General features: G+C 39.3%; 14 protein-coding genes. 8 read left to right on the top strand and 6 right to left on the bottom strand.

Annotated elements, in window-relative coordinates; all coding sequences use genetic code 11:
* The first annotated feature begins 8 nt into the window (after positions 1-8).
* The 5 genes from H5118_RS09590 (at position 9) to H5118_RS09610 (ending at position 7,332) form a co-directional block, all read left to right on the top strand.
* On the top strand, positions 9-2,738 hold the full coding sequence (locus H5118_RS09590; RefSeq protein ID WP_182748653.1) for a metallophosphoesterase: 2,730 nt from the start codon (positions 9-11) through the stop codon (positions 2,736-2,738).
* A gap of 318 nt (positions 2,739-3,056) precedes the next feature.
* Entirely contained in the window at positions 3,057-4,103 is a 1,047-nt protein-coding gene (gene hppD, locus H5118_RS09595) for a 4-hydroxyphenylpyruvate dioxygenase (RefSeq protein WP_002958202.1), read from the top strand.
* A 136-nt stretch (positions 4,104-4,239) separates the two neighbouring features.
* Positions 4,240-5,553, top strand: a complete 1,314-nt coding sequence (fahA, locus tag H5118_RS09600; protein WP_182748655.1) for a fumarylacetoacetase — start codon at positions 4,240-4,242, stop codon at positions 5,551-5,553.
* A gap of 143 nt (positions 5,554-5,696) precedes the next feature.
* Positions 5,697-6,860: a M23 family metallopeptidase gene (locus H5118_RS09605; protein WP_024605844.1), complete on the top strand. Its 1,164-nt coding sequence runs from the start codon at positions 5,697-5,699 to the stop codon at positions 6,858-6,860.
* On the top strand, positions 6,850-7,332 hold the full coding sequence (locus tag H5118_RS09610; protein ID WP_002958196.1) for a polymer-forming cytoskeletal protein: 483 nt from the start codon (positions 6,850-6,852) through the stop codon (positions 7,330-7,332). Before H5118_RS09605 ends, H5118_RS09610 begins: the two co-directional genes overlap by 11 nt.
* 21 nt (positions 7,333-7,353) lie before the next feature.
* Here H5118_RS09610 and H5118_RS09615 read toward each other — a convergent pair whose 3' ends face one another.
* Positions 7,354-7,827, bottom strand: coding sequence for a hotdog fold domain-containing protein (locus H5118_RS09615; protein WP_024595671.1), 474 nt, complete (start codon positions 7,825-7,827; stop codon positions 7,354-7,356).
* Positions 7,828-8,010: 183 nt separating this feature from the next.
* On the opposite strand from H5118_RS09615, the gene H5118_RS09620 reads away from it, so the two are divergent.
* From H5118_RS09620 to H5118_RS09630, 3 genes are all read left to right on the top strand, one after another.
* A complete protein-coding gene (locus tag H5118_RS09620; protein WP_024598245.1) occupies positions 8,011-9,210 on the top strand; it encodes a multidrug effflux MFS transporter in 1,200 nt (399 codons plus the stop codon).
* Positions 9,207-9,851 carry a LysE family translocator gene (locus tag H5118_RS09625; protein ID WP_182748657.1) on the top strand — a complete coding sequence of 215 codons (645 nt, stop codon included), beginning with the start codon at positions 9,207-9,209 and terminating at the stop codon, positions 9,849-9,851. The genes H5118_RS09620 and H5118_RS09625 overlap by 4 nt, the downstream gene beginning before the upstream one ends.
* A gap of 66 nt (positions 9,852-9,917) precedes the next feature.
* The gene (locus H5118_RS09630) at positions 9,918-10,382 is read left to right on the top strand and encodes a methylglyoxal synthase (protein ID WP_002958191.1); all 465 of its coding nucleotides are present in this window, start codon (positions 9,918-9,920) and stop codon (positions 10,380-10,382) included.
* Between the two features lie 19 nt (positions 10,383-10,401).
* On the opposite strand, the gene yegD is transcribed toward H5118_RS09630, so the two are convergent.
* From yegD to H5118_RS09655, 5 genes are all read right to left on the bottom strand, one after another.
* A complete protein-coding gene (gene yegD, locus H5118_RS09635; RefSeq protein ID WP_182748659.1) occupies positions 10,402-11,766 on the bottom strand; it encodes a molecular chaperone in 1,365 nt (454 codons plus the stop codon).
* Between the two features lie 62 nt (positions 11,767-11,828).
* Entirely contained in the window at positions 11,829-12,671 is an 843-nt protein-coding gene (locus tag H5118_RS09640) for a DNA ligase (RefSeq protein WP_182748660.1), read from the bottom strand.
* Positions 12,672-12,704: 33 nt separating this feature from the next.
* Positions 12,705-13,361, bottom strand: coding sequence for an HAD family phosphatase (locus H5118_RS09645; RefSeq protein ID WP_182748661.1), 657 nt, complete (start codon positions 13,359-13,361; stop codon positions 12,705-12,707).
* A 75-nt stretch (positions 13,362-13,436) separates the two neighbouring features.
* The gene (locus H5118_RS09650) at positions 13,437-13,736 is read right to left on the bottom strand and encodes a hypothetical protein (protein ID WP_002958185.1); all 300 of its coding nucleotides are present in this window, start codon (positions 13,734-13,736) and stop codon (positions 13,437-13,439) included.
* A 105-nt stretch (positions 13,737-13,841) separates the two neighbouring features.
* Positions 13,842-16,118 carry a TonB-dependent receptor gene (locus H5118_RS09655; RefSeq protein ID WP_182748662.1) on the bottom strand — a complete coding sequence of 759 codons (2,277 nt, stop codon included), beginning with the start codon at positions 16,116-16,118 and terminating at the stop codon, positions 13,842-13,844.
* Positions 16,119-16,349: the final 231 nt, after the last annotated feature.

A 16,349-nucleotide genomic window follows, 5' to 3' on the forward strand; every position in this document is an offset into this window, starting at 1 on the left:
ATCCGTAGATGCAATCGTTAACGATATCACGTGTTATTATATTTATATTTCTTAGCTTTATTCTAACTGCCTGTGGTAGCGGTGATGAAGTGACGGTTAATCCAAACGATCCTGTTGAGCCTGAACCTAGCAAATTAACACTATCAAGCGCTAATGGTTTAGAGGCTACATTAGACGAAGGCAATTTTATATTTAATGCACCTTCCAGTGCTATTTCTAGTGATGTAGAGCTTACCTACGAGAAAACATTATTAGATGAGACGAATATACAACAAAATATAATTTCTGATTTACATGCGCTTACGCCCTCCACGCTTACTCTTGAAAAACCTATTACCATTACAATAAAAATCCCTGATGACTATGCATTAGGCGGACAACTGTTTATCGCAAAACTATCGGGCGCTAATTGGGATACTGTTACAAATTCAATAGTTTTAGATGGGTTTGTTAGCGCTCAAGTAACAACACTGGGCACATATGCAATACAAATGCAGCGCAATGAAGCTTTCGCAAATATCGGCCCAACTTGCGACGCTAATGCAACAGAGCAATCGGTAAGGTTTGTTCACGTTGCAGATTTACATGCTCGCTTTGGCTATGAAGAGCAATATTTCAGCCGGATCAAAGCCTACTACAACCAAGTAGCAAGCCAAACCCCGCACACCTTATTTACAAACGGTGGTGACGACTATGAAAAAGGCACCGTTGCTGAGCAATTATCACAAGGTACCGCGACAGAAGAAGCTATAAAAGCAATGCAGTTTGACCTGCGAGTCGTTGGAAATCATGATTATGCTTGGGGCCCTGAAAAATTACTAAGTTATTCCCAAGACGAGAATGCAATTGTACTTGCTAGTAATACTCGTTATGAAGCAGAGCAACTACAAGATTTTGCAGGCGTAGGATTTGCAAAAGTACAAGTAGGGTGTATTACACTTGGTGTCTTTGGCATGACCTCAGTGCCATGGAATGAGCTAGATGAACCAATTCAAGATGATCCGATCCCTGATTTTATTAAACAATTTAAAATGAGCTGGCAATGGCAACAAATCGCACAAAGCATCGTAAACCAATACAGTGATGATGTAGATTACATGATTATGTTGAGCCACTTAGGTGTAGGCCAAGATACTGATATGGCAACAAACGTACCCGGTATAGACTTAGTACTTGGCGGCCATACACACGGTGGGGAAAGCTACACAACCCTTGATAACGGCGCTATTGTTTTACAACCGGACTTTTACGCTAAAGGTATTACGGACTTAACGCTTAATTTTAATTTAGCTGATAAATCATCCCCAGTTGTTGATTACAAAACGATTGAAACCGATACAATTGATGAACGCGATGAGGCAACAAAACTAGCTATAGATGAGATAATGGGGCGTTATGCTCCCGATGCAGAAACTGAAATCGCTATTTCTGAAAACTATCCAACTGATGCGCAGCTAGCCGAAATAACCGCCTTAGCCGCAAAACATTCAAGCACAATTAGCGCAGCATTACTTAATCCTGAACTAGTACAAAAGCGCTGGACACCCGGCACACTGACTCAAGAAGACTTCCATAAAGCTTTTTACGTAGAAAGACAGCCATCAAATACGCCAGGGTTTAACTCTATTTATAAAGTAACAGTATCGGGAAGCGACTTAACAACGATGTTTGCAAGTCAACCAGATTGGTTTTTACTTAAACCTGAGGATATACAACCCACTAATAATTACGAAGTTGCACTATTTAAAGGAGCAGCTTTGAATCCTGATTTATTTTTTAATAGTGTTACATTCTCAAACGTAGAACCGATAGCTGAAGCTTGGTGGCTACTTGATAAATATGCACGTGCTAGAACAAGTCAGTGCCTTCACCTTGACACTGACACCGAACTTTATTCATGCAACAACTTAGCAAATGTAACTGTATGGAATTTTGACGATACTAACAACCCGTTAGCAGCTGATTTTGGACCTTCGGTACTTAGCTACTTTGATCCAGATGAAACAAATTGGGGCACTGCAGAGACACAATATAGCACCACTACTCAATTAAATATTGATGATTTAAGTGATGGTCCTTCAGGTGTTATGGCGTTTTCTCGCCACGCTCCAACAGAAGGCTTACTTATTGATTTAAACACACCAGCAAATGGTGACTTTGCAAATGAAGGAATGGTGTCTGACTACACCTTGGTTATGGATTTATACTGGCCCGCAGAAGGTAAAGATATTTACCGTGCAATTATGCAAGCCAATACAACTGATTATCTTAATGATGATGCCGATATGTTTATTGACCCAAGCGGCGGCTATGGACAAGCAACTAGCGATAGCGGCTATTTTGGCAATACACAACCTGACTCTTGGCATCGTATAGCTTTTGTATTTTATACAGCACCAACCAACGGGGTGTTTGAAGTCTATATAGATGGAGAACTTGCTGGCGTAAAAGAGGATGGCGAAATCGATAGTCGCTGGGCACTCAATCAATCTATATTGCTTTTTACAGATAACAATTATGAAACAGTACCAGGGTACTTAAATTCGCTGCTTTATGCAGGACGTGCTATGACCAGAGATGAAATTAAAAGTATGGGCGGCGCACAACAAAAGCTGTCTTTTGAGCAACCGACGCGAGTGCTAAATCAAACCATTGAGCGCCATTACCAAGCAGCTCCAGCAATTAAAACTAACATGTGGATAGTACAACGGAACAAGTTCTTTGGTAACGGCTCTTAAAGTGTAAACAATTACATACAAAAAGGCTTTTACTTATTAATTGTAAGAGGAGGTTTAGCGCAGGTTAAACCTCCTTTTTAGTATTTAAATACAATAACTTAAAAACAAATGCTCCCACTTGAATTTATACCATATAACTTCATTTTACTTAACTGTATTACAAACACGTAACTTTATAATAACCGTCCTATAAAATTTACACATGCACTACATACTAAATAGCGCCCCCCTCTTCCCCAAATTAAAAATCTGGTTGATTATCTACTGCAATATGACAACAACACATAATCGCAGTGCTTAATTGCGGGAGTAATAATAATGAGTGAAGTAAATAACTATTTGGGTTTAGTCGGTATTGAGTTTACCGAGTACGCAACACCTGATGCTGATTATATGGATAAAGTATTTACTGATTTTGGCTTCTCTAAGCTTAAAAAATTCAAAGGTAAAGACATTGTTTATTACAACCAAAACGATATTCACTTTTTACTGAATAACGAGCGTGAAGGTTTTTCTGCAGAATTTGCTAAAAGCCATGGCCCTGCTATTTGTTCAATGGGTTGGCGTGTTGAGAATGCGCAAAAAGCATTTGAAACAGCTGTAGAACGTGGTGCAAAACCAGCGACCGACTCAACGCATAAAAATATGCCTTACCCTGCGATCTATGGTATTGGCGACAGCCTAATTTACTTTATTGAACAATTTGGCGACAAAGGCACTATTTACGAAAGTGATTTTGAAGACTTAGAAACGCAAAATGTTGTAGAAGATAAAGGCTTTATCCGAATCGATCATTTAACCAATAACGTTTATAAAGGCACCATGGAAAAATGGGCTAACTTTTATAAAGACGTATTTGGTTTTACTGAAGTACGCTACTTTGACATTAAAGGTCAAAAAACAGCGCTTATTTCGTATGCACTTAAATCGCCATGCGGCACCTTCTCTATTCCAATAAACGAAGGTAAAGGTAACGATAACAACCAAATTGATGAATACCTTGGTGAGTACAACGGCCCAGGCGTTCAACATTTAGCGTTTTTAACAGATGACTTAGTAAGCTCTCTTGATAAGCTTGATAAATCAACAATTGCCACTTTAGATATTATCCCAGAGTACTACGATACTATTTTTGACCGTGTACCTTGGGTTGCTGAAGATAAAGAAAAAATTCGTGAGCATCAGATACTCGTAGATAGCCAAAGTGAAAATTGTTATTTATTACAAATTTTCTCTAAAAACTTATTTGGTCCAATCTTTATAGAAATGATCCAACGCGTTGATGATGGTGGCTTTGGTGAAGGTAACTTCCAAGCATTATTTGAATCAATCGAACGTGACCAAGAGCGTCGCGGCGTTTTATAAAATATTTGAGTAAATTAAAAGCAGCGAACTTCGCTGCTTTTTGTCGTTTTAATATTTAAAAAGTATGGCGCCAAGTACAAGTATGATTAAATAAACTATACCTTGTCGCCATACAGTAAAATCCAAAGGAAATGTAATGAGCCTAATTAACGAAACCCACGATATTAATTTAACCAGCTGGGTAGAATCAGCTAATGTTGATAATTGCGACTTCCCGATTCAAAACTTACCGTTTGCAGAATTTCGTCGTAAAGGGTCTGATGAGGCCTTTCGTGGTGGTGTTGCAATTGGTGACCAAGTAATCGATTTAGCAAAACTAAGTAAATTAAACGTTTTAACAGGTGACGCTAAAACAGCCGCTGATGCAGCAAGTGAAGCAACCTTAAATACATTTATGGGTTTAGGGAAGCAGTATTGGTCAGCTCTTCGTTTAGCGCTTTCAAAAGCACTAAGAGCAGGCTCTGAGCACCAACAAGCGCTTAGCGATACATTGGTTGCACAGTCTGATATAGAGTATTCTTTGCCTTGTCGTATCGGTGATTACACCGACTTTTACACTTCTATTTATCACGCTACAGCTGTGGGTAGTTTATTTCGCCCTGACAACCCATTACTACCTAACTATAAATGGGTACCTATTGGTTATCATGGTCGCTCTTCATCTATTGACGTATCGGGTCAAACATTTCATCGCCCTAAAGGTCAAACCAAAGCGCCAGACGCAGAAGTGCCATCATTCGGTCCTTGTAAACGCCTTGATTACGAACTAGAGCTGGGTATTTACTTAGGTAAAGGCAATGCACTGGGCGATGCAATCGCTATCGAAAATGCTGAAAACCATGTATTTGGCTTTTGTGTATTTAACGATTGGTCAGCACGTGACTTGCAAGCGTGGGAATACCAACCGCTTGGTCCATTTTTAGCTAAGAACTTTGCCTCAACGGTATCGCCTTGGATTGTAACAACCGAAGCATTAGCGCCTTACAGAACAAGCTGGACACGTGATGAAAACGATCCACAGCCTATGGACTATTTAGAATCAAAAGCGAATCGCGACCAAGGTGCTTTTGATATTCAAATGGATGTTAAAATTCAAACGCAAAAAATGCGTAGCGAAGGCCATAACCCAACGCGCGTATCAACATCTAGCTTTAAGCACTCTTACTGGACTGTGGCACAAATGGTTACTCATCACACAGTAAATGGCTGTAACTTTATGCCAGGTGACATGCTAGGTTCGGGCACTCAGTCAGGTCCAACGCACGAAGAAGCAGGTTCATTACTTGAGCTTTCTCGTGGCGGTAAAGAAAAAATCACGCTAAGTAATGGCGAACAACGTAGCTTTTTAGAAGATGGCGATAACGTTATTATGCGTGGCTGGTGTGAAAAAGAAGGCTATGCACGTATAGGTTTTGGCTCTGTAGAGAGTACTGTACTGCCGGCAAAATAATACGCATATTAAAAAATTTATTAAAAGGGCTGCTTACTAAAAGCAGCCCTTTTTTATTAATTTTTGAACAGTTACAATTTTTTTCTAGCTTTTTTAACTCAAATTGCTATCTTAATTCGGTTAATAGCCAGTGTTTATATGCCATGTCAGTATTTATAAAGTCTTTTTATCATAAATTTTTCCCTGCTCGTCAGCTACTTATTCGTCAAAATGGCGAAGTTAAGCATGTTGTTTTAGCCTCTTGGTTTCAACTTCTTGTAGCGTTGCTTATTTTAGTCACTTTTACTTGGCTGAGTATTTCAAGCTTTCGTGTTTATACACAAACAAATAAAATCTCTGACATAAAACAAAATCAAATAACCGAGCAAACGCTGTGGCAACAAAAAGTCAGTGAGCAACAAGCCCTTCAAGCAACGCAGTTAGAGCAACTTGCAATTCTTGAGCAAAAGCAGGCGCTACTGCAAAGCATGATAGAATCCCTTCCTGCTTCAATTAGCAAAGACGTTATTAAGCTTGATACAGAACTTGATGTACCTATTAATGAAAATGGCAATGAATTTCATGAGCCATTAGTCGATGAAAATCAAAAAGGTAAACAAGCACAGTTAATCGCTCCAATCACATTCGCAACAAGAGTGGCCAACTTAAATAATCAGTATGAGCAAAGCTTTACCTATTTAGATAACCAAATTAGTGAACGTCACCAAGCCATTTTAGCTATGGTTAAAGGCGCAGGAATTGAGTCTGCGCTTGAGCAACACCTAATATTAAGCGCCCAAACAACTGCACAAGGTGGGCCACTTGATATATTTAACGAAACAAAAATTCCGAGCCACTTTTTAGCCATCGTTGATAAGTTATTAATATTAAATAATTTAGAAAACTTTTTAACTGAGCTACCAAATACCCTGCCTTTAGCTAAAGCTAAATACTATATTTCGAGTAATTTTGGCCTTAGAAAAGATCCCATGAATAGTAATCACGCCTTTCATAAAGGAATTGATTTAGCCGGTTGGCATAAAACCGAAATATTCGCCCCAGCAGACGCAGTAGTTCTTCGTGCCGGTCGTAATGGTGGTTATGGTAACTTTATTGAGCTTGAACATAAAAATGGCTTAGTGACTCGATTTGGACACTTAAATAAAATTAAAGTAAAGAAAGGTCAATCAATCACTAAACATGATGTGATCGGCCTAATGGGCAGCACCGGCCGAAGCACAGGCACGCATTTACACTACGAAGTATTACTTAATGGTAAACAAGTCAATCCTCTAAAAATAACAAAGGCGCTTTCTCGTGTTTGGTAGAAAAAAACAAAAAACAGTTAGCTCTAATTTAAAAAGAGTGAATCACACACCGTCTATTATTTCTGAAGACGTACGCCTTACAGGCACTTTAGTTAGCCAAGGTGAAGTACAGCTTGATGGCCGTATTGATGGTGACATAAAAGTGGAGCATTTAGTTATTGGCTCAGCGGGAGTTGTTGAAGGTATTGTTGAAGCTAAAAGCGTTATTGTTAAAGGTAAAGTTATTGGGTCAATTAATGCCAGTGAAGTAAAAGTACAAAGTGGCGCTCATGTTCATGGCGATGTATTTCACGATACATTGAGTATTGATGCAGGCGCAGTAATTGAAGGCAGTTTAAAGCAACGCTTTGAAAAAGAAGAGCCGGAACTAATTTCGAAAGAACTAAAACCCGCAAAAGAAGTTAAAGCATTATTAAAAGAAGATGGCAGCGACTTATCATTTGTAAATAAACAAGCCGCTGATAAAAGCTAAGTCAAATCAGCTTTACGTAAATTAATTTTTCTCAGTAATGTACATAGTAATATCTGCAGTGAAAACAAGCTCATTGCGGGTATTATACAGTTTAACCGGTACTACTAAATCTTCTTTATCAATCCACTTGTGTGGTAAATCAATTTCAGCGACTGCTCGTACATCTGTATCTACTTTAGCCAAATACCTAACTGTCATCCCTTTTGGGATCCAACGATGCGTTTTAACTGGCACTGTTGCATCAACCATTACACCTGCACACAATTCAGCTAAATTACACTGCGCAATAGCATGAATAGTTCCAATATGATTATGAACGCTGCGACGATTTTTAACCACCGCACTACAATGGCCCTCTCTCAAATCGAGTACGTAAGGTTTCATCGAACCAAAATATGGCGCTTTAAAGCAAACAGCTTTAGTAAAAAGCCAATTCCCAAAAGGTAGGCGCTTAAATTTATGCCATGTTTGTACAAGTGCAGATTTATTACTCATTATTATTTTCCATCAACAGTTACTTTTTTAAAATTAACACATCAGACCAGTTTTAAAAAGTGCATTTATGCTGGCTTTTTCGCTTAATCCAATCAAAAAGTACGAATGACGACCTATGCAGGGGTCATAAGCCCTTTCTTTTTTATGAGTGCCCACCTAAAATACTCGACAAAAGGAGACTCAATGCAAACACAGCCCGCTAAACCTAATATGACTTTGTTACTTATCTTAGCGTTACTCGTTATATTTTGCCCTATGGCAATCGATATTTACCTACCTGCTTTCCCTACTATTGCAGAACAATTTGCAGTTACTGAACAACAAGTACAGCAAACCGTTGCTATTTTTATGCTAACAGTGGGTTTAGGCCAATTAATTGCAGGTCCTTTAGCTGATAAATTTGGCCGAAAGCCAGTGGCTATAGTGGGCATTAGTTTATATGCAAGCTCTGCATTACTCGCATACTACTCGCCTTCTTTTGAGATATTACTAATAGCACGTGCTTTTCAGGGATTTGGAGCGTGTGCCACATTTGTTGTCGCATTTGCGATAGTGCGTGATAAATATGGCAGTGAGCGAAGCGGACAAATGATTACCTACCTTAACGGGATTGTGTGCTTTATTCCGGCAATGGCACCTATTTTAGGGGCTTGGCTTACCGTACAGTTTGGCTGGCGTATGAACTTTATGTTTTTAACCGCGTTTGCTATTTTGGGCCTTATTGTTACCCTATTCTTTTTTAGAGAAACTCGACCTGCTGATAGTCATTATCAGGGGCATATTTTAGATTTACGTCGCTTTACACCGATTATTAAAACACCGGTATTTTTGTTTAATAGCCTAATTTGTATGGTCTCAATGTCAGCCATATTAGTGTATGTAACGCTCGCACCAGGCTGGCTTATTACACATTTAGGCGGCACCGTAGCCGATTTTACTTTTTGGTTTACGTTAAATGCCGTAATAAGTATTGTCGCAAGTTTTATTTTACCTACCTACATTAAACGAAATAGCCAACGTGCTTTGCGTGTCGGTGTGAGTGTACTGGTTTTCTCAGGCATTTTAATGCTAGCCTTGAGTCATATAGAAACAGCATTTGCGCTTATGCTACCTATCTTAATTGCTGCATTAGGGTTTGCTTTAAGTTTAGGCTCTGCTGCAGGAATGTCTCTGTCTAGCTTTCCTAAACAAGCAGGCACAGCCTCTGCATTACTCGGTGCTATGCAAATGAGTGGCGCGAGTATACTTGTTGTTTTAACCCAATATTTAGGGCTAAGCACACCGTGGTTGATTGCTTTTCACTTATTATTGCTAGTTCCGCTTTGGCTTATTTTAATGAGCAAAAAAGCACATACTTTACACCCGGCTAAAAGTACTCAATGATCAATCCTGACTTTCTAGTCTCATTTTTATTAGCCAGTTTTTTAATGGCAGTAGCGCCTGGGCCATCAAATGCATTTTTGATGGCGCAAACATTTGCTAATGGTCGAAGTGCTGGTATGCAAAGTGCTTTTGGTTTTGCATTAGGTGGGGTTGTTCATACGCTATTTGCTGTTGTAGGCCTAAGCACAGTACTGAAAGCTTCCCCTAGTGCCTATGCCGCAGTGCAATATGCAGGCGCAGCATACTTATGCTATTTAGGGTTTATGATGATTAAAGGCACGCTAAAGCAGCCAGAGCCGACATCTGATGACAAGCAAACCGATAAACCGCATATAAGTACCAGTAAAAAAAGTAATGTCATGTTTCAGGCCATGATGACTGAAGTATTAAACCCTAAAGTAGCATTATTCTTTATTGCATTTATTCCACAATTTGTAGATCCAACGCTTTCATCGGCTACTTTTCAGCTCGCATTTTTTGGCTTACTTTACCCTCTTTTTGCTTTTCCGATTGACTGCACGTATATTTATTTTGGCGACAAAATTGCACAGTTTTTTAGACGTAACCCAAATAGCCAACTTTGGATTGATAGGATCACTGGCATTGTATTTATTGCCCTTGCTATCAATCTATTATTTTAACTAACCTGCACTTTGGTTAAGAGATTTATTCTTCCGAGTTTAGGTTCATCAATAAAAAGAATTAGCATGGAACAAAAAACACAATCTCTTCCCGCACAAAAAAATATTGCTTTAGTGGCACACGATGGTAAAAAAGCAGCACTAAAATTATGGTGTGAAAAGCACAAAGAAATACTAAGTAAGCACACTTTATATGGCACAGGTACTACGGGGCATTTAATTCAAAAAACTACGGGGCTTGATGTAGTTCAGCTTTTAAGTGGTCCTATGGGCGGCGATCAACAACTTGGCGCAAAAATAGCAGAACATGAGATACATGTTTTAATATTTTTTTGGGACCCATTAGCATCACAGCCTCATGACCCTGATGTTAAAGCACTACTGCGTTTAGCCGCTGTTTGGAATATTCCGGTGGCGTGTAATGAGGTAAGTGCAGATATGTTATTAAGCTCACCGCTTATGGACGTAGAGCTTGAACGTACATTGCCAGATTACGAAAAATACCTCGCTACCCGACAAATAGATCTTTAAACCTCAATTGTAATCTAGGTTATTTATAAAGCATGCTGGCCCATTTAGTCAGGCCAGCGGTTACACTACCAAAGTGATCCCCGTTAACCATCTTTATATCGCCTAAGTGCTCACTTAAAGCCGCTTTAATCAATGGTGACTGTGCACTACCGCCAGTTAAGTAAATAATGTCTGGCGTGGTCGCAGCGTCGCTGATTGCTTGTTTTGCTAAAGTAACTATTTGGCTAATACTACTCTCAACGGCAACAGCTAAATCTCCTACAGATACATTTTTATTCAGCCCACTATCTAAAAAGCTTAAATCACAATCAAACACACTAGCAGACGAAAGTGCTATTTTAGCCGCTTCACCTTGTTGCACTAACTGATGGCCTTGCTTGTTTTGCTGTAAATGTATTAAGCGCTTATAAAGCTCAGGTGCACTTACATCACGTAATTGTGCGTTTAGCTCTCGGGTATGGCTTTCACTATAAAATTGGCTTTGTAAGTTTACATCGTTAATTTTACACGCTTGCCAAAACGCTTGATTAGGCAAAGGCAAACCCGATTTAAACGTACTACCTAAACCCAATAACGGCATTAAACCATGAAAGCTCAAAGCAATATCTAAATCGTTTCCGCCAACACGTTTACCACTGTGAGATAAAAAATCGCTATCGCGCTGGCTATTTCCTCTAAAGCTTGGGCCCATTTGTACAAATGAGCAGTCACTTGTACCACCACCAATATCAATAACGAGTACTTTTTGATCCTGAGTTAAATCACTCTCGTAGTCGATACCCGCAGCAAGTGGCTCATATAAAAACTCTACGTCTTTAAAACCAGCACGTTTAGCAGCACGCTCTAAAATACCGACCGCTTGTTGATTTGATTGCTCGCCACCCACAGCTTGAAAGTTTACCGGGCGACCAATTACTGTTTGTGTAAGTGTTTTACCTAAAGAGAGCTCAGCGCGTTGCTTAATTTTTAAGATCATCGCGGTTGCGATATCTTCAAAAAAGTTAATTTGACCTTGCTTTAAACCTGTTGCACCAAAAAATGATTTAGGAGACTTAACAAAATAGCCTTCTTCAGGAAACTGCACGTACTCGCTAATCGCTTCACGACCAATAAATAGGGTTTCATCTGAAGGTTGTAAATCAAGGTCTGACTTAATACGAGGTAAGGTATTTAATAATGCTTGGCGCTGCGTTAAAAAGTCATGCTCATGGGCTGTGCCATGTAAATGCTTAGCAACAAAATCAACAACCAACGCGCTGTGATGAGTGTAAAGTGTAGACGGTAAGTAATGTTTTCCTTGCTCTAGCGGTACTAATTGAACATTACCCTCGCTCATTACACCCATAGCACAATTAGAACTACCGTAATCAAAACCTACAAACATACTTCACCACACATTACCAAAAAGGCCGCGCAATTTAGCACACTTTGTAAAATTTATAAATATTATAAACTATCTCTGACCCGTAAAAAACTGGCAAAACGCGGTAACCCATTTTTTGTTAAGCCATGAAATCGGTACGTTACAGTACTACCAATCTCCGGTGGGATGGAGCGCTGTGCATCATTAAACCCAGTACCAATAGAAAATACCTGTCCCTGCGCTGTTTTTACCCTTAATGCCCCTAACATACCTTGGTACTTGCCTTTACCTGGTAAATGCGCAACTACAATCGCTTCAGCATCTAAATAAGGCTTTAATTTTAGTAATGCATTACTTCTTCCATTGCTGTGCTTAGCACTAGCCAAATGAAGCATTACGCCCTCACCGCCCTGTTTAGTTATGTTTTCAAAATACTCTATAAGCTGCTCATTATTGGTAAAGCTATATTGAACTACAACACTAATATGCGGCGAGTTTAGGCTAGTAATGAGCTCATTATAGTTTTTATAGCGAGTGCTAAAAGGCAAGTTTTTATCTGGCATATCAAATACTTTATAAGTAATAGTTTGCCAATCATGATTATTAGGTTTTTTAGTTCTTACTATGCCACTAAGCACAGAAAAGTGCTTACGCTTGGTCCATAGCTCACCATCAAGCCATACATTTGGCAATGTGGCTGTAAACCAACTTGGCGAATTGATAATATTGCCCTTGCGAGTAACAAACTGCGTGCCGGTCCAGATAGCTCTCACACCATCATATTTTTCACTGACTAAATATTTACTTACATCATAATGCTTCGTTTCGTCATATACTTTAGCCAGTAAAACAGAGGGTTGTGCTGCACTTATACATTGCGTAAAAAGTACAGCAACAATTAAAAGCAGATGTTTAAAAGTAAACATTGGCGCATCCAAGCAAGTAAAAGTTGGCTTAAACTATAGTTGAGATTGCGCCCATTGCCAAAACTCATCTAAGTTACTCATTTTATAAGTAGCTTGGCTAAAATCATGATCTTTAGTGTGGCTATTAGCAATAGCTACAACACGTAATAAGGCGTTGTTGGCCGCCGTAACGCCGGTAAATGTATCCTCAACAGCAATTGCATTGCCAGCTTGTATATTTATCTGCTTAAGCGCCAGTAAATATGGGTCTCCTGCTGGTTTAGGATTAGTTACATCATCTTTTGTTACCACCGTGTCAAACAGCTCATAAAACCCTAAACCTTTCAGTATTGGCATGGCTTCACTTTTAGCGCTACCAGTTACTAGCGCCATTTTTAAGCCACTCGCTTTTACAGCTTTCAATGTTTGCTCTGTAAATGGCATCAGTGGCGGTAAATGTGTTACTACATATTCACCAAATAAACGGTATTTTTCATCTGCTAAAAACTGTGCACTTACCGATAAGTTATGCTCTTGCTTAATTTCAATTGCGGCTTCTAAAGTGGGCCGTCCCGAAAAGCGCTGACAAAAATCATTTTCTAAATAACTAACACCGTAGGGTTTAAGTAATTTACTCCAGCATACAAAGTGCATGCTTTCTGAATCAACTAATGTGCCATCCATATCAAATAATATTGCTTTTAAAGTCATCCTCATTCCTTATTTAACTTGTGCTAAATTTTAACAATAAAAAAGGCGCCTTAAGCACCTTTTATATAAATACAGTTATTGCGTTAAGCCTGCTGGCGGCTCACCCGTTGCTTCCTCACCCGTTTCAACATCAACAAGCTCGTAGCCACGCGTTTTACGTACAACTTTAAGTACTGGTTTATCAAATGCAGTTTTTAAACGCTCGGAGTCATCTTTCAACTCATCTAAGGTTGTTCCAAAAGGGGCTGCGCCAGTTTCTGACCAGTTAGTTACTTTACCATTTAGGTTATACTCTACTTCATGTATTTGATATTGCGCTGCTTCGTCTTTCGTTGCTTCACAAAAAATTACACGGTAATTCCAAAATCCAGCCATCTTTTTATCTCTTTAAATTAATTAACGCTACTTTACCAGCTTTATAAAAACATAAAAGCCTGCACAAGGCAGGCTTTTAAAAATTAATATAATTTAAGGTTATCTCTAGAAGAAGTTAACTTTAAATTCAGCACCTACATAACGCTCTTCGTTAACAATACCTGTATTGTTATTGAAATCTACAGCGCCAATAACTTGTTGCTCGTCAAATAAGTTACGAACAAATGCAGCAACTTCGTATTCGTAATCGCCTTCAGACCATGTGTAACCTGTACGCAAACCTGTTTCAATAAGCTCTTTACCTTCAAACTCTACTGATTCGTAAAGGAACATGTTGATTTTACTGCGATAAGAAATATCACCGCTTGCGAAGAAGTTACCATCGGCAAGTTCTTTAGTGTAGCGAAGCGTAAAGTTAGAGATCCACTCAGGAGCATGCGGTAAGCTATTACCATCAAGTATTGCACGATCTTCAGGACCAAACGCACCTGCTACTTGGAAAGTCGGGTCTGTTACCGTACATTGTGCACAAACAGCCACAGCTAAATCGTTATCTTTAATTTCTGTTTTATTGTAGCTTAAGTTAAACGTTGCATTAAACTCATCGCTTAATACCCACTGCGTATCTAACTCAAAACCATAGCCAGTTGTTTTATCAGCATTAACTAAACGGTTAAAGTTAGCACCACCGCCTACAGCAGTAAGCTGTTGGTCGTCCATCGTATAATAAAACACAGTTGCATTTACACGACCTTGGCCGTCTAGCACGTCTGATTTAATACCTGTCTCGTACGATGTTACCGTTTCTGATTCAGCTGTTGTTACGTCATCACCAAATAAAATACGACCTTGTAAACTAGGTGCGCGGAAGCTATTTGCTACACGGCCGTACCAGTTAACATCATCGTTTACTTTGTAGTTTGCAGATAAATCCCAGCTAACATGGTTGTCACTAACATCACGTTCTACAAGTAAAGCACCACCGCCGATCGGGCTAATTGTACGGTCTGCTACAAAATCTTTATCATCGTCAGAGTAGCGAAGGCCTGCAGTTACTTTTAAATCATCTGAAAAAGTATAATCTACAGAACCAAATACAGCCCAAGCTGTTGTATCTTGTTGCTGGCGAACATAACCATTTAAAACACCGCCTTTCTCAGTGTCATAACTAAAGTTTTCAATAGTTAGCTCTTCATCAAAGTAAAATACACCTACTTGATAATTTAAATCACCATCAAAGTTACTCGATAAACGTAGCTCTTGCGTTAATTGGTCGTGTTCTGGAATGCCATCAGCACTTTCTGAAGAAAAGAAAATAATTTCAGGGCCGCTTTCTGGTGCAGCGTCAAAACCGCCGTAACCACCATCGATGTCAGCGCGAGAATATATTTCAGCGCTTTCCCATGCAGAAATTGAAGTGATTGTGTGGTTTTTAAGTTCCCACTCAAGCTTTAAGCTTGCACCTTCCGATTCTACTTGTTGAGTAGAGCGAGATGCCGCATCTTGATAAACAACATCATTTTCGTAGTTATCTACTAGCTCATTAGTACCCGCTTTAATTACATTTGCACGAAAGGCAATTGGTGAGCCATCTAAGTCACGTGTGTGATAGTTTAATAAAGCAGTAAAATCATCGCCTTCATATAAAAACTGAACGCGTGCCGCTTTTTCAGTGTAACCACCTTGCTCATCTTTAGCTTCAAAGCCTGGAGCTTGGTTATCAATGTAATCGTCTTTGTCTTGCCATAATAATGAAACACGAGCAGATAAACGGTCAGTTAAAGCACCACCTACAGCACCACTTGTATCTACAGCACCACGGCTACCGTATGAAACAGAGCCATAACCATCAAATTCTTGACTTGGTTTAACAGTATCAAACTTAACAAGGCCAGCTGGCGTGTTACGGCCAAATAGCGTTCCTTGAGGACCACGTAATACTTCTACGCGTTCAACATCAAATACTGGGAAACCTTTTAAAATTGCATTTTCTTGAACTACTTCATCAACAACAAGTGATACTGGCTGTGATGCATTCAAATCGAAATCGGTATTACCTAAACCACGAACGTAAAAGCGTGGGAATGAACGACCAAATGAAGACTCAATAGATAAACTTGGAATTTTCGCATTTAAAAAGCGAATATCCATACCTGCAGAGCTATATGCATCAAGGTTATCACCTTGTAATGCAGATACAGCTACAGGTACTTCTTGTGCATTTTCTACGCGTTTACGGGCGGTAACTTGAATAACTTCTAGTTGATTGCTTTTTTTAGCCGTTTCTTCTTCAGCGGCGAATGCTGAAATAGATGTGCCAGCAGCAGATAGTAGTGCAGCGTTAATAATTGTCGCTATTGCAGATTTCTTTAATGATTTCATGTCGGGTATTAACCTTTAGTATGCACTCTTGTTCAACGGTTTTTTGTGTTGCGCAATGTATTCATTGCGGGCTCGTACAATTTTTCGCGACTTGCTATATGGCGCGCGGACCTCATCACCGAGAGTACAAAACGGAGTAACAAGGCTGAACGAACGATTAAGATTATACCATTGTGTAATAATTTTACTGCATAAATATGAACATAAATGGAAACTTTTTTGCAACATTTA

The sequence above is a fragment of the Pseudoalteromonas sp. SR41-1 genome, assembly GCF_014164015.1.
GTDB classification, from domain to species: Bacteria; Pseudomonadota; Gammaproteobacteria; order Enterobacterales; family Alteromonadaceae; genus Pseudoalteromonas; species Pseudoalteromonas distincta.